The following is a 19,573-nucleotide window of genomic DNA, read 5'->3' as shown; positions in this document are numbered from 1 at the left end:
TGCCGTCTCACATCTGCAATTCGATGATTCGAAAGAATTTTATCGTTCTGGCCAGGCTGAACAAAACTGCAGGGGACGCAGCACCTGTTAGTTCTGACAGTATCCGCTTGGGGGCAAATTGCCTTAACTACTCTCCGTGATCTTTGGATGGGGTCAGTACCCTTTAGGTGGTCAAGGGCCTCAACCTGATAGTCGTCTAGGAGAGTCGATATGTCTGAGTACGATCCGCTTAACCCACCTTCCAGTCGTGGCACAAAAGCAGGTGTGCTGGTCCTGGATGCACCTGTTGCACCTGATGCATTACCCCTTGAGGCAGATGACCGCGGTCATAAAATACCGGTATTTTTTCAAAGCACAGGGCTGAGGGTTGAAGTGCCTACGTTGTGGCCCGGCAGTAATGTGCTTGATCCTGGGGATGTCACTCTTGTCAAGTGGTTTTTTGGAGTCGAGATGTTTGATGAGAAGAGGCTGACGGCGCCTTATGACGCTAGCGACCTGCCTGACGTGGACGCTCTGGTACCTCCCCATCTCATGGACGTACCCGGCCTGCATAAATTGTACTACGAGGTGATATTAAGAGAGTCAAGTGGTAACCCAGGGGAGCTTTCGTTTTCGACAAATCTGGACAGTGACAAGGTCGGGCCAAATAACGGCTTGCGTGGTCCGCGTTTCCAGTTCCCGCAGGTCATCGAAGATGACGGCGTAACGGATGAATATCTGGATAATCCCGCCAACCTGGACAGAGTGACCGCTACCATTAATTTGATATGGCCGGACATACGTCTGGGGGATGTGGTGGAGGCTTCTTTAATACCACTGCCTTTTCTCAAGCCTTTGCGCAAACGTCCACGCCATTTGGACATCGTTGCCACCACCACCATTGTTCAAGCGCACAAGGATGGGGTTCGGCCCATCGAGGTGCATTTCCCGGGCGCTTTTCTTCGCGGTTTGCCCAATCGGGAGTTCAACGCTCAGTACTTTTTGAAAGACCGCTCGGGTCGTGAGTCGGGCCCATCACGTACCGCTCCCCTGTTAATTAATCTGACGCCTACGCCCACCGACCTGCGTCCTGTTGAAATTCCGCAGCTGAATGATGGGCGTATAGCCCTCAATGATGCCCGTGCTGAAGGCGGGGTATATATGAATATCCTCGAAGTATTCGGCTCAACAGAGGGGGATCGTCTCCTACCGTCATGGGATCTTATACCGCTCGACCCCATCGTTATTTCAGCTTTTCAGGTTTGGCCTATCAGGGTGCCGATTCCGTATTCGGTGTTGGCCAGCGGCGGTTACGAGTTCGTTTCCGGGACTGTGAGGGCAGAATACCGTTGGCAGAGAGGCATTGCCCCCTCCAGGCCATCGATCACCCGCTTTGCTGCTGTGGATCTGACGGTTGCCGGACCGGTGAGCCCTAATAACCCAGACCCTATCAACCTATTGCTGGACGTGGTGACAGTGAAGGGAGTAGATGGTGACAACCAATTGACTATCAACGACGAGGGTAAGCCGGTACGCGTGATTACCTCGTTGTATGACGCGCCCGATGTTGGTCAAACGTTGGAACTGATGGCAGGGAGCTTTCCCGGGCCCATCGCGACCTACACCGTACAAGCGGGAGATAGCGCGGGTCGGGAAATTGAGTGGTTCGTCGACTGGAACATCATCGAGCTTTTAGATACAGGTTGGGTTCCTTTCTTTTACTGGACCTTCAACGGGGTCAACCGGCAACGCGCGCCAGACACACCGGTAATGATCAATACGGTGCCTATCGTTGGGCTCAAACCCCTTGAGTATGTCGGAGTCAACTACGGACCTGGCCCGGACGCTGGGTTTATCAACTGCGCTCTGCGACCTTGGGTCAACGGCGCCGGCGTTAAAATACCCGGGGATCCAACGCTGTTGGACGGCGGTGATGAGGTGATTTTGCACTGGGCCAGTTATGCGCACCCTAATGGTTTCGCCGGCGCTGTCATTCCTGACACTATCAAGTCCTTCAGCCATACGCTGACGGCACAAGAAGCCCGTGAGGGATATGTCTTTCAGGTTCCGTTTGACCCATACATCTTGCTTCCGGGGCTGATCAAGCCACCAGAAGGGCAAACCAACCCTCGGCATGGCTCTGCGGTTGCGCGCTACCAGATCATCAAGCCGGCAGGTGCAGGCATGGGGTATTCCGAGCGTAGGTTGGTGTTTATCTCATTGATCCGGCTCAACTTACCGCCTTGCGTGTCGGACGATTAGGCGTAGTGGAGAAGGGTGCAATGTGCTTGTAGTGGAGGAGGTGCTCGTGGTTGCGAGCATCACAGTCGAGCCGCAAGGGGTACTGTCAAGTTTGACAGTTACGCGTTAAAGGGAAATGCCATTAAATGAATGAGACGCCAGCAGGTTTGCCAATTCAGACCTCTGCAGGGTCGGCATACGTTTAGAAAATGACACCCGGGTGTTTAGTCTTACCGTCGTTTTATGCCCGGACAGATACTTATTCTTTTGAGGAGTTTGAATCATGTCCAACACATCCAGTAAACCTGTTAGTCAAGACCCTGTAGGCCCCATGGAAGAGTGGGAAGAACCCGTTCTCGATCCCACATATTTACCTGCTCCGACGATCCCTGGTTTATTGCCGGCCATTGCTGGCGACAACCACCGGAATGTGGTGCCAAGGGCGCTTCAATTGAGCGGACTCAGTCTAAGGGTTGACCTGTGGGACCGTACCGGCTTTTTTAATGACTTCGATATACTCACCGTCTCTGTGAATGGCCGGCCGGTACATATTGAGACCTACGACGCAACTGTCACTTTACCTGATCCGGTAATTGTGGATTTGGGCCCCAAGTCGGCCTTGCAAACCAACGGTGTCAAAGACATTAGCGTTCATGTGCTCAACCTCAGCGACAATGACGTTAATTACAACATCAATCGGGTTTACGTAGATGCGCAGGACCCTAACTATGGCAGTCAACCTTCGAGGGTCATGATAGAAGATTACGGCACCGAACTGACCCCAGCCTTTCTCGTGGGTAAAGCGGGTTTGGAATTCACCATTCCCACGCCGGCAGACCGGCGTGGCGGTGATACTTATCGAGTACTTGTGGGAAGTAATATCGTTGCGATCGAGGATGACGTGCCGGTGACAGGCGACATTACTGGTCATATTCCAACTGCAACGATTCTTGAGCGGTCAGGTTCGATAGACGTGAGATATAACCTGGCTGATCGGTCTGGCAACACGACTACGTTGTCTATTCCAAACTACGTACAAGTGAGTCTGAACGAAGCGCCCGTGTTTGGTCCCGTCAGTGTGTTGGAAGCGCCATTGGTTGATAAAGCAGAGGCCCGTAACGGCGCAACGGTGCAGTTGGAAAGCTTGACCGGCCATTTGCAGAACGACACCCTGGTCGTGTTATGGGGGACTATTGAGATCTATCGTCAATCTATTGGCATGCCCGTTTTCCCAATTGACATCCCTGCACATTTTGCAGCTATTGCGGCAGGCGGGAATTTCTATACGGCGGATATCAAAGTCATGATTGAGCGCCAAGGCAGCCCCACTTACAACGCAGCTGTGGTGCAAGTGGATGTCGACCTGCGTGAGCCCGGTGGGCAAAACCCTGGTGAAGGCCCTGTAGACACAAACTTGGCACAGCCCGTTCTGCTCGGTGGGGGCCCCGACCCCAAACCCGATAACCGCCTCTCCGAGAAAGATCGCAACTTCGATGCCACCGTCACTTTCACCCTACCACCGGGGCTGGAAGTGGGTGATTTCATTGACTATGTCTATGGGGGGGATGTCGTTGGGACTTACCCGGTAACCGGGGCGGAAGCGGCCGATTTTCCGGTGCCTTTTACCGTGCCGTGGGCCACTATCGATGCCAAGGGCAATGGCACCATTGAAACCCACTGCATTATTCGGGATGCCATCAACTATAAGCATTCTCCGAATCAAGATGTTGTCGTGGATATCTTCAACATCGGTAGCCTGACGCCTGTGACCTTTGAAAATGCCACGGTTATTACAGGCAACCCGAACTTCACCTATGCCATTAACTGTGCTCGGCAGCCTTGGCTAGGTGTGCCTGTCAAGATTCTGGATCCCGGGCTCCTCTTGGTTGGCGACAAAGTGATCATCGAGGCTGTCAGATACGCGTTCAACGCTCCTGGCGCGCCTATCGGTACGCCCATAGAGACCTCTGAATTCGAGCTCAACAGTGAGCATGTCAATCTTGGCTTGACCGTCCCGCTGGATTTGAAGGTCTGGCTTCAAGACGTCACAGGCAATAATGGCCGAGGCATCGTCGGTGTGCGTTGGAGGCTTCTGCGCCCCTCCACGGGAGACCGGGGCAGGTCCGACGAGGTGAGGGCAGCCTGGGATCTGGTTGGTTCGGGAGGCAACATTCCTGGCTATTGTGTTCCGGGTGCGTCGCGCGTCAAAGGTACGCTTTGATTGATTGTCGGGGCCCCACCCTCTCGCTTGAGAGGGTGGGGTTTTTTATTGAGTTTGTACCTTAAGGAAAGTCCTACGCTCTTTGGGAACTCACGTTATTAGTCTCTGCACCGTGGAAAACGGAAACCTCTTCGATACGGGTTCCGGGTTCGAACTGGTACTTAATTCTGAGGCTACACAACATGATTTCTCCTGCTTCCCAGCGTTTTCGTTATTCGCGTTTATCATCGATCATCAAGCTCGTAGCCGCCGCACCGTTATGCCTGTTGAGTCAACAGGCAATGTCGACAATTGTGGTGGACGGAACGGTGGGCAGCGGCAAATATGATGTCCGCCCGGGGGCCGCAGCCAGCGACTATCTGGCCCAAAAAGGTGCGACGCTTACTGTTCACAAGAACGCCAACGTTAAAGAAATACGTGCGACGAGCGGGTCGACCTTGACGTTGACAGGCGCCAACGTGAGTTCTGTCCATGGCTCCCAGGCGGCCATTGCGCTCAGCAATTCAAGCGCCACTATTTCCGACGCGCGCATTACCAGTCACACCAGTGGCGGCTTGAACGTGGCTCGCCAGGTGGGCACGCCCACGGGGTCCTACGCACAAGTCGACAATAGTGAAATCACTGGAGCGACCTATGGGGCCAACGTCACGTCCCATAGCCTTCTGGAGTTGAACAACTCTGTGCTGGTGGGCCAACGCCAGCAAGGGTTGAGGCTCCTGGGAGGGGCCGCAATCGCCACTGACAGCGAAATTACCGGTGGTACCACGGGCGTTGTGATGTCCCTTGAAAGTGCAACTGCCCTTGAGTCGCCTCACCTGATACTCGACGGTTCGCGTGTGACGGGCCTCGATGGCCCCGCGATTAATGTGCTGGGGCCGATCACGGCTGAAATCGACGTGACCAATGGTTCGTCCCTGCAGGGTCAGAACGGTAACATGCTCGAGCTGACCCAGGGCGGCTCGGCCAACATGCGCGTGCGCTTCAGCGAGTTGGCTGGCAATATTCAGGTGGGTGCCGACAGCGCGTTGGATCTTAACCTGGACCACGCAATTCTGACGGGTGATGTCATCAACAACGGCGGCAGCGCCAGCGTCGGCCTGAATAATGGCTCGGTGCTCACCGGCCGCCTGGAAAACGTCGACACACTGGCGATCAACAGCGACGCCACCTGGGTCATGGTCGACGACCAGCATGTGGGCGATCTGCTCCTGGCCGGCGGTAACGTCAAGTTCGGCGACACCGGCACGTTCTACAAATTGGACGTGGACAACCTGTCGGGTAATGGCACGTTCGTCATGAGCGCGGATTTCGCTACCTTGACCGGCGACTTCCTGAATGTCACCGGCACGTCCTCGGGTGACCATCAGTTGTTGATCGCCAGCACCGGTGCAGACCCGTTGTCGGAAGATCGCTTGCATGTCGTGCACACCGAAGACGGCGGCGCCAAGTTCAGCCTGGTGGGTGAACGGGTGGACGTGGGTACATACTCCTACAGCCTGGTCGACGACAACGAAGGCAAGGATTGGTTGCTCGATCCGGGCAGCAAGGTGATCAGCCCGAGCACCAACTCCGTGCTGGCCCTGGCCAACGCGGCGCCGAGTGTGTTGTACGGTGAAATGACCAACCTGCGCACCCGCATGGGTGAGCTGCGCCACAGCGATGGTCAATCGACCGGGTTGTGGAGCCGCGCCTATGGCAACAAATTTGAAGTGAACAACAGCGATAAAGGCATGCAGTACAACCAGACCCAGCGTGGTTTCACCCTGGGTGCCGATGTGCCGTTGACCGGCGGTGATGGCCAATGGCTGGCGGGCTTCATGGCCGGTCACAGCACCTCGGACCTGGACCTGAGCCGCGGCAGCAAGGCCACCGTCGACAGCTACTACGTGGGTGGCTATGCAACCTGGCTGGATGCAGAGAGCGGCTTGTACTTTGACGGTGTTCTCAAGTTCAACCGCTTGCACAACGAGTCAGACGTTGCCATGAGCGACGGCAAGAAAGCCAAGGGCAACTACACGCAAAATGCGGTCACGGCTTCGGCTGAAGTGGGGCGTAATATCAAGCTGGATGACGGTTACTTCGTCGAGCCTTACGGCCAGTTGGCCACGGCGATCATCCAGCGCCAGAGCTATGAGCTGGACAACGGCCTGCAAGCCGAAGGCGCACGTACGGCCTCGGTGGTGGGTAAGCTGGGTGTGACCGCCGGGCGTGATATCCAGTTGGACAGCGGCAGCGTGTTGCAGCCGTACCTGCGTACGGCGGTGGCCCATGAGTTCAACCAGAGCAACAAGGTGTCCGTCAATGGCAACAGCTTCAACAACGACCTGTCGGGTTCGCGGGTTGAGATGGCGGCCGGTATCGCCATGGCGGTGTCGAAGAATTGGAAGGTGCATGCCGATGTGGAACGTAGCATGGGCAAGAGTATTGACCAGCCTTGGGGGGTGAATGTGGGGTTGCGTTACGACTTTTAAGGATGTGGACGTCTCACGTAGCTCAATAAAAAGCCCCGGATCGCAAGATCCGGGGCTTTTTATTGAGTTCGCACCGGGGGCGAGCTAAAACACCACCAAACACACGGAATCGTACCGTACCGTCTGGCAGGCGGGACGCACATATGTGCAGGGGGATTGGTTTTTCCTCGCGCGCTTCCTGTTCGGTAACGGTGTGGAAGTCGACCGGGACCAGCAGATCGGTGCAGAACAGCTCAATGAAATCACCTTCAAGCTGGCCTGCATAGGCGCGCAAGATGCAAATCAAGCCTGCGCTACCGTTGGCCCTCCAGTAATTGTTGGTACACGCCATCGGAGAACCCTACCGCCGGCGTGGTCAAACCGGCAATGTAAGGTGCTAGCTGCGAGACAGGAGGGAGGTTGCTCAGGGCGTGTTCCATGATCAGGACCTCGTAGTAGGACGCGGCACCGCGACGGGAGGGAGCATCAGGGATTGAACGCAGGGTGGAGGGCGGATGAATAGCTGTGAGAATGGACAGTGCCGACGAGTGGTATGGTGCACTGAGGCTGCCTGAATTGGTGCCCCCAAACTTGCGTCGAGCAGATATATTCGCGCTTTCCTACGAGTCGATGCGGCCGCGTAACTCTTCTGCCGGGCTGGCTGCAAGCACTGAAAATGCGAATAAGCGCTGATTAGTAGCGAATAAAGCGCAAACAGGTTCATCGGAGAGATAAACCTGTTTGCGTTACTTCTGGCTCAAGTTGCCCTGGGTCGTCAAAGTTGAACGATAAACACCGTATTGGCATTGTAGTTGCTGACTAACGCATATGACCCATCGGGGGCAATGGCGATGCTTGTTGGGTAGACGAACCCCGTCATGGTTCTGATGACTTCCTCTTTGTCGATGTCAATGATTGCCACTGAGTTGGAGGTGCGCATCGTTACATAAGCCAGCCGGCGTGTGGGATGAAAGGCTATACCGAATGCGCCGGTTAGGTTGGGTATGGTGTTGCTGATTAAGTTGGTGCGCGCGTCGACGATTTTCACGTTGGCCGCACTTTGGTCTGTCACATAGATTTTTTGCGCATAAGGGCTGTATGCCAGTCGCCAGGCATAACTGAAACCTGCAAGTGTCGACAGCTGAGTATTGGTAGCCGTGTCGATAATACCCATTGCACCCAACCCTGCGCAGTAAAGGCGTGTGCCCTGTGGCGCCAGCGCCAAGTCTACTGGGTAATAGGCGTAGCCTGTGTAAATTAGAGTGTCGTTCGATGTGTCAATAACCTGAAGTCGGGCTTGATAATAAGCACCATAGTAAAGGCGTGAACCGTCCAAGTTAAAAGCGAAGCCGCCATATCCATAAACGTGAATGCCCGTAATCTTGTTGCTGATTGTATTGTCGCTGGTATCGATTACTTGAATTTCGCTAGAGTGGTATCCACTGACATACAGTCGTGACCCATCCGGATGAAGCGCCAATCCATTTGTGTAAGTGTTAGCTGGCATAACAATCGTATCCGAAAGGCTGAACGTCGTCAGATCAATCACGGATACCGTGGCGCTATTGTAGTTGGCAACATAAGCCACGGTCCCCTCTGCATTAATGACGATGCGATCCGGGCCGCCGCCTACGTTGATGCTGTCTACAACACCCGGTTGCTTCCTGATTCTGTAACTTGCAGGCACCAACGGTTGCGCTGTCGCCCGCCCGCCGCCATCCAGCGATACATACGCCTTGAGGTCCAGCGGGCTGCCATCGGCGAGTCTTCTAAGGTAACTGGCTGGAATAGGCGTAAGGATGCGCTCGGCAGCAAACTCGGCGGGCGTCAGCGGGGTACCGTTGCGCAACACTTGATTCACTGTGCCCTCGGCGTCAATCCACACCGCTTGCGGGTTCTCAGGGTCGTAGCGCAAAAATGGCCAGGCATCAATCCGAACATCATGTGCCTTGGTGACGTCAATCACCCCACTATTGGCCTCGGCCTGGGGCACGCTCACCAAGTCCCAATACTGCGCCTCCAGCGCCTCGATCTCGAGCGTCAGTTCCCTGGACGGTTCACGCTTGTGGTCACGGATCACCTCGAAGAACACCCGGCAACTTTGCGCCAGGTTGGCGCCCACAAACACGTTGGGCACGGTGAAATCGACATAGTCTCCACCGGGCGCAGGTATGCCAGGCTTGATGCCGATATCCGGTGTGCCGAGTCCCGGTTTGCCGATGATGTGCACCTTTATGTCATCGCTTGGCAGCATCGGGCGATAACGTACGCGCACGGTCACCACGCCCGACTGCAGCACATGCGCAGGGTTCAGGCGGCTCAGGGTCGGCTTGATCTGCGTGCTTTCGAGCACTTCGGGGACGGGCAGGTCGAGGGCCGCGCCGACGCGGATCGTCAGGGCCTCGGAAAGCATGTCACGCTGCCCCGGTTTTACCACGGTGTAGTACAAACTTTGGGTGCCATTGAGGTTGGCGGTGACGTAGAGCCGAGCAACCACGAAGGGCAGGTCGACACCGAGCCAGTTTTCGTCGATCTCGAATTCCATCCGCGGGGCGCTACCGCCAGGGGCACTGCCTTCGGCGTACAGGTACACCGTGGCGCCCAAGGTGAAGGCGGGATGAGCCTTGACCGTGACATTCAGGTTGCCGCGGTTCTTGTCCGGGTCGAACACATGGTCCGGTGGCACTGCTTCGCGTGTGATGGGCGCTGGCAGGATGGCTCGCAGGGCTCCCACGTACAGGTTCAGCCGACGTGACGGTGGCCCGCCGTTGACGGTGTAGTGCAGCGAGAGCGCGCCGCCTTCCAACTGGGCGATTTCGCCATTGGGCCCGTTGGGCAGTTCTAGGACTATATCGTTCTGGCCGGCGCGGGCCGTGTGCTCGGCATAGTAGGACCGACCATTGGCGTAGGTGCCGTTGAGCACCAGCAAAACGCGAGCGTTGGCAGGGTAGCCGGTAAGGGCCCTGATGAACACCGTCACTGGGTCGGTGGCTGCGGGCAGGTTTCCACCTACGGCCTCGAGCACGATAGGTGGCGCCAGGCCGGCCTCGACGGGGGTACCGGCGATATCCACCGACCTGTCGAGGGAGTTGCGTGGTAATGCGTTGAGGCGAAGCCGTTGATAGGTCAATTGGACGCGCCCATCGATCAACGGCACGATATCGGTGTAGGGCCAGCGGATGCGCTGGGCGCGAGTGGTGGAGTCAATAGGGTGGTCGTAAAAGGTGGTAATCAACTGGCTGCCTTCAGTGCGCCCGGAGACTTTCAGGCGTAGTACGTCACCGAGTTCATAGCCCAGGCGGTTCACCTCAACCACAATGGTTGCATCGTTGCCGTCAAGGTCATCAGCATCGAGCAGATCGTTTTGGCCTGGCCGCTCGATGGATTCTGCGATGTAAGGGGCCGGCAAAAGCGGTTCTGCACCCGTGTTGCGTCGTACCTCGATGACTTGGGGTGGGGAAAATCCTCGGGAGTGGTTGCCGACCTCGTCCACCACTTCGTACTCGCACACGTGCACGCCGTCACCCACATCATCCCAAGTACCGGTGTTGACGTTGATGATGATCGGGGCTTCGCCCGCCGCCTCGAATTCAGTCACTGGGTGTTTGACAACGACTCCCCCGAGGCTCAGGCGAATTTCATCACGCACCTTGCGATGATTGACCCTGGGGAGGTTTGTGTTCACCGGGTAATAGCCGATGGATACGGGGATGGGGTTTATGGAGTTTTCCGGCGTGACGCCGAAGTCGATTACATCCTGAGGAAATACGGGCTTGGGCAGGTTCTCGTTTTGCGGGGTGCTGGCCACCGGGTTACGCCCACCTGGGAACTCGATATCGACCTTGATATTGAAGGGTTTGGTTTGGTCGCTGCTTCCACCGACGCGGGTCACAAAGGCCTGCAGTGTATTGCCGGCCTCACGGATAAAGCGTTCGCTGGCCACATGCAGGACAATTTGCAGGCCCTGGCGGGCCTCATCATCGGTGACGGTATGAAAGTCAACGCGAACACCATTTAACTTCAGCTCGATGAAGTCCCTGTCAACCTGCCCAAGATAAGGCAGCAGGATACAGGTCACGCCTTTGGCACTGACCTCCAGCGCCGCTCGGTTAAAGCCACCATCGAAGCCGACCACCGGATTGCTCAGGGTGGGCAGGTACAGGGGCAAGTCCGCGAAGGGAGTATTGCGAAAGGACTGTGGCGTCAAGATGGCGTCGTCGGGTTGGGCAATGGTGAAGCCTTCCGAGCGCAAAGAGGCGGGCTGAACGGAAATGGGTGAGCGATCGGGGTGCTGGGTATCCAGGTCGATAGTCATGAAGAAGGTCCTGTCAGAGCCGTTGAGGAGCGTGCCCGAACTGGTTGGGCTGAGCATCACTCGGTTGATTCAACGCTGTGACGAGGGCGAGAGATAGCTGTGAGAATTGACAGTGCCGACGAATGGTAGGGACCTGGGCGACCCTACTCAGAGCAAGATCAGGATTGCCGATTCCAATGCCTGAACAACGGCTCGGCCAGAAACAACACAAACAACAAGCGCATCACCTGCATCGCTGTCACCAACGGCACCGACAATTGCAGGGTCTCTGCCGTCAGGCTCATCTCGGCGATGCCACCGGGCATCATGCCCAGCGTCAGTGAGCGCAGGTCCAGGTGGGTCAGCGCACTCAACCCTACCGCTGCCAACGTGGCGAGCGCCATGGTCAAGGCCGTGCCAATCAAGGTGCGGCCCATGAACGCCGGTGCGCTGCGGAAGAACTGCCGATTGAAGTGGCAGCCCAAACCGCTGCCGATCAGCCATTGGCCGATCTGGCTGCCGCCGTCGGGCAGGCCAATGTGTAAATCCCAGGTCACGCTGGCGATGGCACTCACCAGCAATGGCCCGAATAACCAGGGATTGGGTTGGCGCAAACGCTGCCAGCCCCAGGCAACCAGCGCACCTACCGGAAACAGCATGGCCAGCCAGGCCCAGTCGACCGGTGCGGGATGAAACTGCGGTGCACCGCCGCCCAGCAAATACTTGAAGATCGCCGGCACACACAACACCACCACCAACACCCGCAAACTCTGCCCTGCTGCAACCCGGCTAAGCACTGCGCCATTGCGGGCGCCGAGGTTGACCATCTCGCCGGAGCCGCCCGGCATGCTGGAGAAAAACGCCGTGGCGCGATCTTCCCCACTGCGGCGCATCAACCACACACCCACTACGCTCGACAAACTCGTCACCAGCGCCCCGAAGAAGATCAGGCCGAAGTGGCTCATGACCTGCTCGATCACCACCGGCGTGAAGTGCAGGCCGATGCCGATGCCCACCACCCATTGCCCGCATTTGCGTCCGCCGGGAATCTCCGCCAATTGCCAGGGCGTGAGGCAGCGCACCAGGATGATCGCCAGCAACGAGCCGACCATATACGGCAACGGCCAGCCGACGAGGCTGGCCAGGTAACCGCCGGCCAGGCCGACCAGCGGTGTTCCCCACCAATGTTTGAAGGTGACCTCAGGCATCGGCTACGGCACGACGCTGCAAGGAGCGCTTGCGCCAGATACGCAGCAACGGCACGAGCAGCATGATGGCGGTCATTACCCACACACCGAAGGTGATCGGGCTTGACCACAGGATCTCCAGCGCGCCATTGGAAATCGACAGCGCACGACGCAGGTTCTGCTCCATCAGGCCACCGAGGATAAAGCCCAGCAGCAACGGCGACAGTGGGAAGTCCAGCTTGCGCAGGATGTAGCCGAAGATGCCGATGGCGATCATCAGGAACAGGTCGAAAGTGGTGGCATGTACGGCGTACACACCAATCGCAGTGATGATGGCGATCACTGGCACCAGCGCCCAGTTCGGCACGGCAAGGATGCGCGTGAAGATGCGAATCATCGGGATGTTGAGGACCACCAGCATGATGTTGGCGATAAACAACGAGGCGATCAGGCCCCAGACGATGTCCGGTTGCTGTTGGAACAGCAGCGGGCCAGGGGTGATGTTGTAGAGCGACAGCGCGCCGATCATCACGGCCGTGGTGCCTGAGCCAGGAACACCGAGGGTCAGCATCGGCACCATGGCGCCGCAGACCGAAGCGCCGATGGCGGTTTCCGGTGCTGCCAGGCCACGCATGTCGCCTTGGCCGAACTTGCCGCTGGCGCCGGCGATACGTTTCTCGGTCATGTAGGCCACGGCCGAGGCCATAGTCGCGCCAGCACCTGGCAAGACACCGATGATAAAGCCTGACACCCCGCAACGCAGGTTTACAGCCAACACCGACAAGGCTTCCTTGACGTTGAACATCATGCGCCCGGTGGCTTTCACCGCTTCCTGGCCACGGTGGGTTTTTTCCAGGAGCAGCAGGATCTCACTGATGGAGAACAGGCCCAGCACCAACACCACGAACTGGATGCCGTCGGTCAGGTGGATATTGTCGCCGGTAAAGCGATACACACCGCTGTTGGCATCGATGCCCACGCAGGCAAGGAACAGGCCGATCAACGCCGAGACGAAGGTTTTCAGCGGTTTGTCACCGGCCATGCCGCCCAGGCAGACAATCGCAAATACCATCAACACGAAATATTCCGCAGGCCCAAAGGCAATCGCCCATTTGGCCAGCAGCGGGGCGAACAGCACCATGCCGCAGGTGGCGATAAACGCACCGATGAACGAGCTCCAGGCAGACAGCGACAACGCCACGCCGGCCATGCCTTTACGGGCCATTGGGTAGCCGTCGAGGGTGGTCATCACGGTGGAAGCTTCGCCCGGGATGTTGAGCAGGATCGAGCTGATCCGGCCGCCGTATTCACAACCCAGGTATACGGCTGCCAGCAGGATCAGCGCTGATTCGGGCGGCAGGCCCAGGGCAAACGCGATGGGGATCAACAGTGCCACGCCGTTGATCGGGCCCAGCCCCGGCAGCAGGCCGACCACGGTGCCGATCAGGGTGCCGCACAGGGCGGTCACCAGGTTGTAGGGGCTCAGCGCGACGCCGAAACCCTGGCCCAAATAGCCAAAAGTATCCATATCAGTTCTCCAGAACGTCGAGCAGACCGAGGGGCAGTGGCACGTCCATGGTTTTATCGAACAGCAGATAAAGACCGATGCTCATCAAGGTGATGATGACCACGCTAGGCAACCAGCGGCCGCCGTACAGCCGCGCCATCGGAATGCCAATGAGCATGCTGCTGAGAATGAAACCCAGGGATTCGAAAGTGCCGGCAAACACCAGCAGCAAGGCCACGCAAATCCCGATCTTGACCAGGGTCGGGCGGTCCAGCGCCGGCTCATCGTCGGTGTGCTTGGTCGGTTGCGGACGAATCAGCATGTAGATCAGCGCCAGGCCCATCAGCCCGATCAGCAGCAGGGGGAACGCCCGAGGCCCTACCGGTTCGTAGGAAAAGGCCGCCTGATACGGCCAGGCCATGAGTGCCAGGCCGATACAGGCCAGTAACATCGCGGCAGCGAAAATGCGTTGAAAGAGCATGGAGAACTCCTGGGCCACGCCTTCGATGCACGAAGGCGTGGCCGTGCGAACAGGGGGCGATTACTGGATCAGGCCGAACTCTTTGGCCAGCACTTTGTAGTCGGCCACCTGTTTCTTCACGTAGGTGTCCAGCTCCTGGCCAGTCATGGCGAACGGGAACAGCTCGCGCTGGTCACGCAGCTTGGCGAAGTCCTCGGAGGCCAGCAGTTTGTCGAACGCATCTTTCCACCAGGCATAGTCGGCATCGCTGACTTTTGGCCCAAGGTAGAAACCGCGCACCACCGGCCAGACGATGTCGTAGCCTTGCTCCTTGGCCGTCGGGATGTCTTTCATTTCCGGTTCGTCCAGGCGCTTTTCAGCGAACACGGCCAGCAAGCGCATATCGCCGCTCTGGATGTGTGGCATGGAGTCGGAGATGTCGGTACTGCCCACCTGGATATGGCCGCCCAGCAGCGCCGTGGCGATTTCGCCGCCACCTTCGAGCGCCACATAACGCAGGTCACGGGGGTTGATGCCGGCCGCCTTGGCGATCAGTGCTGTTTGCATCCAGTCCTGGCTGCCGACGGTACCGCCGGAACCAATCACGACCTTGCTCGGGTCCTTCTTCAACGCCTGGACCAGGTCGTCGAGGGTCTTGTAGGGCGAGTCGCTTTTCACCGCGATGGCGCCGTAGCTGGTGCCTACGGCAGCCAGCCAGCGCACGTTGGTTTCATCGAAACGGCCGAACTTGCCTTGGGCCAGGTTCAGCAGTGAACCGCTGGACCAGGCCACCAGGGTGCCGGCGTCCGCAGGGCGCTGGGCGACCACGGCGTTGTAGGCCACCGCGCCCACGCCGCCGGGCATGTAGGTCACACGCATTGGCTTGCTCAGCAGCTTTTCATTGACCAACGCGCTTTGCGCCAGCTTGCAGGTCAGGTCGAAACCACCGCCTGGGGAGGCCGGGGCGATGCATTCAGGACGCTTGGGTTCGTCGGCGGCCAGCAGTTGGCCGGCGAACAGCATGCAGCCGGCGGCGAGGGCAACTTTACGTAGTGAAGAGGTCATGGGATTTCTCCGTTATTGTTCTTATTTTGACGAAAACGCTTCGAGGCGTTTTTCGGGTGCTACGAATCAGGTAGCTCGGCAGGCATAGACCACCGTGGCTGGATGCTAAAGGGCGAAGCTTTCACTAACCTTTCAATTGTCTTTCAATGTTTTCGGGCTTCACAGGGCAGGTTGCGCCTGTAAACTCGCCGGCCAGCGGGTCGATAAAAAGCCGCGCCGATCACTCCTCATGAGGTAGAAGTCCATGCGTGTCCTCCTGGTTGAAGACCATTTGCAACTCGCCGAAAGTGTCGCCCAGGCGCTCAAGGGCATGGGTTTGACGGTCGACGTGCTGCACGATGGCGTGGCCGCGGACCTGGCCTTGGGCAGTGAGGAGTACGCGGCGGTAATCCTCGACGTGGGCCTGCCGCGCATGGATGGTTTCGAGGTACTGGCGCGCCTGCGGGCCCGTGGCAAAAACCTGCCGGTGCTGATGCTGACGGCGCGCAGCGATGTGAAAGATCGCGTGCACGGCCTGAACCTGGGCGCCGACGACTACCTCGCCAAGCCGTTTGAGCTGACGGAGCTGGAAGCACGGGTCAAGGCGCTGCTGCGACGCAGTGTGCTGGGCGGGGAGCGCCAGCAGGCGTGCGGGGTACTGGTGTATGACCTCGACACCCGGCGCTTCACGGTTGGGGGCGAGTTGATGACCTTGACCTCCCGCGAGCAAGCCGTGCTCGAAGCCCTTATCGCCCGGCCAGGCCGCGTAATGAGCAAGGAGCAGTTGGCCTCCCAGGTATTCGGCCTCGATGAGGAAGCCAGCCCCGACGCCATCGAAATCTACGTGCACCGCCTGCGCAAGAAGCTAGACGGCCAGCCTATCGCCATCGTGACGTTCCGCGGCCTTGGCTACTTGTTGGAAGCCCGCGATGCATAAGCCCAGCAGCCTGCGCTGGCGCCTGCTGTGCAACCTGGCGCTGCTGCTGGTGTTGTTGATGCTCGCCAGCGGCATGAGTGCCTACTGGAATGGCCGCGAAGCCGCCGACACCGCCTATGACCGCACCTTGCTGGCCTCGGCGCGCACCATTGCCGCCGGCTTGACCCAGGTCGACGGCACCCTTAGCGCGAATGTGCCATACGTGGCCTTGGACACCTTCGCCTACGACAGCGCAGGGCGTATTTATTACCAGGTCAATGACATCGACCAGAAGCTGATTTCCGGCTACGAAAATTTGCCCGGCCCGCCCCCCGGCACGCCGCGCACCGACGATTACCCGGCCCTGGCGCGCTTCTACGATGCCAAGTATCAAGGCCAACCTGTACGGGTGGTGAGCCTGCTCAAGGCCGTCTCCGAACCGAACATGAATGGCATGGCGGAAATCCGCGTCGCCGAAACCGACGAAGCACGGGTCGCCATGGCCCGCAGCTTGATGGCCGACACGCTGTTGCGCTTGGGCATGCTCGCCATCGGTGCACTGCTGCTGGTGTGGTTCGCCGTGAGCGCGGCATTGCGCCCGTTGGAACGCCTGCGCACCGCGGTGGAAGAGCGCCAGCCCGATGACCTGCGGCCGCTGCCGCTGGTGGAAGTTCAGGATGAATTCGGCCCGTTGGTGCGTTCCCTCAACCACTTTACCGAACGCCTGCGCGGGCAGTTCGAGCGCCAGGCGCAGTTTATCGCCGATGCAGCCCATGAGCTGCGCACGCCGCTGGCGGCACTCAAGGCCCGGCTGGAGTTGGGCCTGCGCGCCGAAGAACCGGCCAGCTGGCGCAGCACCCTGGAAAGTGCCGCCCAAGGCACCGACCGCCTGACGCACTTGGCTAACCAGTTGTTGTCCCTGGCCCGCGTTGAAAACGGTGCCCGGGCCATTGCCGAGGGCGGTGCGCAATTGCTCGACCTCAGCCAGTTGGCCCGCGAGCTGGGCATGGCTATGGCGCCACTGGCTCATGCGCGGGGAGTGGCCTTGGCACTGGAGGCGGACGAGCCCATATGGCTGCGCGGCGAACCGACGCTGTTGAACGAGTTGCTGAGCAACCTGGTGGATAACGCCCTGGCCCACACACCGCCTGGTGGCAATGTGATTCTGCGGGTGACGGCACCGGCGGTGCTGGAGGTCGAAGATGATGGCCCGGGCATCCCGCTGGATGAGCGGGATCGGGTATTCGAGCGTTTTTACCGACGCAGCCAGCAGGGCATGGGGTCTGGCTTGGGACTGGCGATTGTCGGGGAGATCTGCCGCGCACACCTGGCGCAGATCAGCCTGCATGATGGTGAGTTGGCTGGGCTGAAAGTGCGCGTGAGTTTTATTGCGGGTTGATCAGTAAAACATTGAGCGCGCTTCATCCAGTTCGGCGCGTGACTTTTCGCTGTAGAGATCAACCTGCAGCTTTTGCATCGCCGGCACGCTGGTAATGTCGACTTTCGCCAGCGGATGGTCAGTGTTGTGGTGGCAGTAGAGTACGGCGATCTGCACCAGATCGACATAGTCGAGCCTGGCAGAGTCGCGTTCCAGGTTCAGGTACTGCCCTGGCAGTTTTGCCAGCATTTCCGGAAAGTCCCAGCCGCCCAACAGTTTGTCGCCCAGTAACGGGTGAATGCTCTCGATGACGTGGTTGAGGCTGACCGGGTCCGAGAGCAGTTCGTAATGGTCTTCGGCGTAGGTGAGGATCGGCAGCACGCCGATCTGGTGCACCAAACCACCAAGGGCCGCCTGGTCCGCCTTGAGGTGGCTATGCCGGCGGCACAAGGCATAGCTGACGCCGGCTACTTCCAGGCTGCGACACCACACATCGCGCATTTTCTGTGCAACCACTTCGGAGCGGGCGTGAAAGATCTGCTCCATCACCAGGCCGATGGCCAAGTTGCTGCTGTAGTTGGTGCCGAGCCGCGTGATGGCGGTGTGCAGGTCGGTGACTTCCTGGCTGGCCCGCAACAGCGGGCTATTGACCACTTTGATCAGGCGCGCCGACAGAGCGGTGTCGCGACTGATCACCTTGCTCAAGTGGCTGATGCTGATCTCCGGGTCTTCGGCGGCCTGGCGAATCCTCAGGGCCACCTCCGGCAGTGTCGGCAGAACCAGGTCATCGTTGTCGATGGCCATCACCAAAGCCTGTTGGACTTTTTCCGCCAGCTTGTTCATTCATGCTCTCTAGGGTGCTGCAAAAAGGTACGGCGATTAACGCTGGATCTCGCGATCACGGTCCAGTTGGTAGGGCAGGTCGAGCAGGTGCAAGCCAGGGCCTTCCAAGGTGCCCAAGCGCACGTCGCCATTGTCGGCAGCTTCGGCTTGCAGCACGGCGAGAAGTTCAATCGACTGGTCCGCTTTTGCCGCGATGACGACTTCGCCGATCGCGCTGTTGTGGCTGGGTGAAAACAATGGCGTGCCTGGCTCGGGTAGATCGACCGTCTCCAGGCTCAGGCGATACAGGCGCCGCTTGAGTTTGCCCAGGTACTGCATGCGCGCGACGATTTCCTGGCCGGTGTAGCAGCCTTTCTTGAAGCTCACGCCACCCACGGCCTGCAGGTTGAGCATTTGTGGGATGAACAGCTCGCGAGTCTGCGGCATCACCTGGCCGATACCGGCACGGATCTGGCCGAGCAGCCAGGCATTCAAGTCAGCCTGTGGCAGCTGCGCGACCAGTTGGCTGCGCACGGCGTCGGCTTGCTCTGCGGGCACCCAGAGTTCGGCACGGTTAGGGGAGACACGTATGGCGATGAGCGAATCGGTGCGTACTACGCTGTCGGTCTCGGCCGGCAGTGCCAGGCCAAGGGCGGCCAGGGAAGCGTCTGCGTTTGCCAGGCCGAAGCGCGCCCAGGCGGCGCTTTCGTCGGTGAGTTTGGATTTGGAGAACACCGCGTATTTCTTCAGGTCCGCCAGCTGTGGTTCGAGCAGCTCGGTGGCCATGGCCATCAGCACGCCGTCGCCTTGCAACAGGATGCGAAAGCTGGACTGCATACGGCCTTTTTGCGTACAGCGCGCGCCCAGGCTGGCCTGGGTTTCACTCAGGTAATTGAGGTTGCAGGTCAGTTGTCCCTGCAGGAACTTGGCAGCATCGGAGCCGCGGACGGCAAGCACGCCTTCGTGGGTCAGTGAACAGAAAAACGCAGAGTCAGCCATGGGTCATCGCACATCAAAAAGTCATGGGTGCATCATAGAGGGGCGCCCGGCAAATGGATAGTTTCCGTATGGGCG

Annotated in this window: 13 protein-coding genes; 5 read left to right on the top strand and 8 right to left on the bottom strand. The window is 58.7% G+C overall.

The genetic code is table 11. From position 1 onward, the window contains the following. Positions 1-210 precede the first annotated feature (210 nt). The 3 genes from BLU48_RS18075 to BLU48_RS18065 all read left to right on the top strand — a co-directional run bounded on the left by BLU48_RS18075 (position 211) and on the right by BLU48_RS18065 (position 6,912). The gene (locus BLU48_RS18075; RefSeq protein ID WP_057022019.1) at positions 211-2,241 is read left to right on the top strand and encodes a hypothetical protein; all 2,031 of its coding nucleotides are present in this window, start codon (positions 211-213) and stop codon (positions 2,239-2,241) included. A gap of 262 nt (positions 2,242-2,503) precedes the next feature. Beyond that, the gene (locus BLU48_RS18070) at positions 2,504-4,441 is read left to right on the top strand and encodes a hypothetical protein (RefSeq protein ID WP_057022020.1); all 1,938 of its coding nucleotides are present in this window, start codon (positions 2,504-2,506) and stop codon (positions 4,439-4,441) included. Between the two features lie 182 nt (positions 4,442-4,623). Then, positions 4,624-6,912: an autotransporter outer membrane beta-barrel domain-containing protein gene (locus BLU48_RS18065; protein WP_057022021.1), complete on the top strand. Its 2,289-nt coding sequence runs from the start codon at positions 4,624-4,626 to the stop codon at positions 6,910-6,912. Between the two features lie 22 nt (positions 6,913-6,934). Here the strand turns inward: BLU48_RS18065 and BLU48_RS31755 are convergent, their stop codons facing one another. The 6 genes from BLU48_RS31755 to BLU48_RS18040 all read right to left on the bottom strand — a co-directional run bounded on the left by BLU48_RS31755 (position 6,935) and on the right by BLU48_RS18040 (position 15,404). Beyond that, the gene (locus tag BLU48_RS31755) at positions 6,935-7,186 is read right to left on the bottom strand and encodes a hypothetical protein (protein ID WP_124356080.1); all 252 of its coding nucleotides are present in this window, start codon (positions 7,184-7,186) and stop codon (positions 6,935-6,937) included. A gap of 480 nt (positions 7,187-7,666) precedes the next feature. Beyond that, positions 7,667-11,206, bottom strand: coding sequence for a YncE family protein (locus BLU48_RS18060; protein ID WP_057022022.1), 3,540 nt, complete (start codon positions 11,204-11,206; stop codon positions 7,667-7,669). Positions 11,207-11,364: 158 nt separating this feature from the next. Beyond that, the gene (locus tag BLU48_RS18055; RefSeq protein WP_057022023.1) at positions 11,365-12,393 is read right to left on the bottom strand and encodes an AbrB family transcriptional regulator; all 1,029 of its coding nucleotides are present in this window, start codon (positions 12,391-12,393) and stop codon (positions 11,365-11,367) included. Further along, positions 12,386-13,900 carry a tripartite tricarboxylate transporter permease gene (locus BLU48_RS18050; protein WP_057022024.1) on the bottom strand — a complete coding sequence of 505 codons (1,515 nt, stop codon included), beginning with the start codon at positions 13,898-13,900 and terminating at the stop codon, positions 12,386-12,388. The genes BLU48_RS18055 and BLU48_RS18050 overlap by 8 nt, the downstream gene beginning before the upstream one ends. A gap of 1 nt (position 13,901) precedes the next feature. Next, positions 13,902-14,360 carry a tripartite tricarboxylate transporter TctB family protein gene (locus BLU48_RS18045; RefSeq protein ID WP_057011947.1) on the bottom strand — a complete coding sequence of 153 codons (459 nt, stop codon included), beginning with the start codon at positions 14,358-14,360 and terminating at the stop codon, positions 13,902-13,904. Between the two features lie 60 nt (positions 14,361-14,420). Further along, the gene (locus tag BLU48_RS18040; protein ID WP_057022025.1) at positions 14,421-15,404 is read right to left on the bottom strand and encodes a Bug family tripartite tricarboxylate transporter substrate binding protein; all 984 of its coding nucleotides are present in this window, start codon (positions 15,402-15,404) and stop codon (positions 14,421-14,423) included. A gap of 244 nt (positions 15,405-15,648) precedes the next feature. Between BLU48_RS18040 and BLU48_RS18035 the strand changes: the two genes are divergently transcribed. Beyond that, positions 15,649-16,320 carry a response regulator gene (locus tag BLU48_RS18035; protein WP_046071411.1) on the top strand — a complete coding sequence of 224 codons (672 nt, stop codon included), beginning with the start codon at positions 15,649-15,651 and terminating at the stop codon, positions 16,318-16,320. Continuing rightward, the gene (locus tag BLU48_RS18030) at positions 16,313-17,698 is read left to right on the top strand and encodes a sensor histidine kinase (RefSeq protein WP_057022026.1); all 1,386 of its coding nucleotides are present in this window, start codon (positions 16,313-16,315) and stop codon (positions 17,696-17,698) included. Before BLU48_RS18035 ends, BLU48_RS18030 begins: the two co-directional genes overlap by 8 nt. Here the strand turns inward: BLU48_RS18030 and BLU48_RS18025 are convergent, their stop codons facing one another. Further along, complete coding sequence (locus tag BLU48_RS18025; RefSeq protein ID WP_057011943.1) at positions 17,699-18,520, bottom strand: HDOD domain-containing protein; 822 nt, start codon at positions 18,518-18,520, stop codon at positions 17,699-17,701. It lies immediately after the preceding gene. Positions 18,521-18,556: 36 nt separating this feature from the next. After that, positions 18,557-19,498 carry a CAF17-like 4Fe-4S cluster assembly/insertion protein YgfZ gene (gene ygfZ, locus BLU48_RS18020; RefSeq protein WP_057022027.1) on the bottom strand — a complete coding sequence of 314 codons (942 nt, stop codon included), beginning with the start codon at positions 19,496-19,498 and terminating at the stop codon, positions 18,557-18,559. Positions 19,499-19,573: the final 75 nt, after the last annotated feature.

It is taken from the genome of Pseudomonas synxantha (genome assembly GCF_900105675.1).
Classification (GTDB): Bacteria; Pseudomonadota; Gammaproteobacteria; order Pseudomonadales; family Pseudomonadaceae; genus Aquipseudomonas; species Aquipseudomonas synxantha.
The sequence above is the reverse complement of the archived record's forward strand: the minus strand, read 5'-3'. Positions and strand labels throughout refer to the sequence as shown.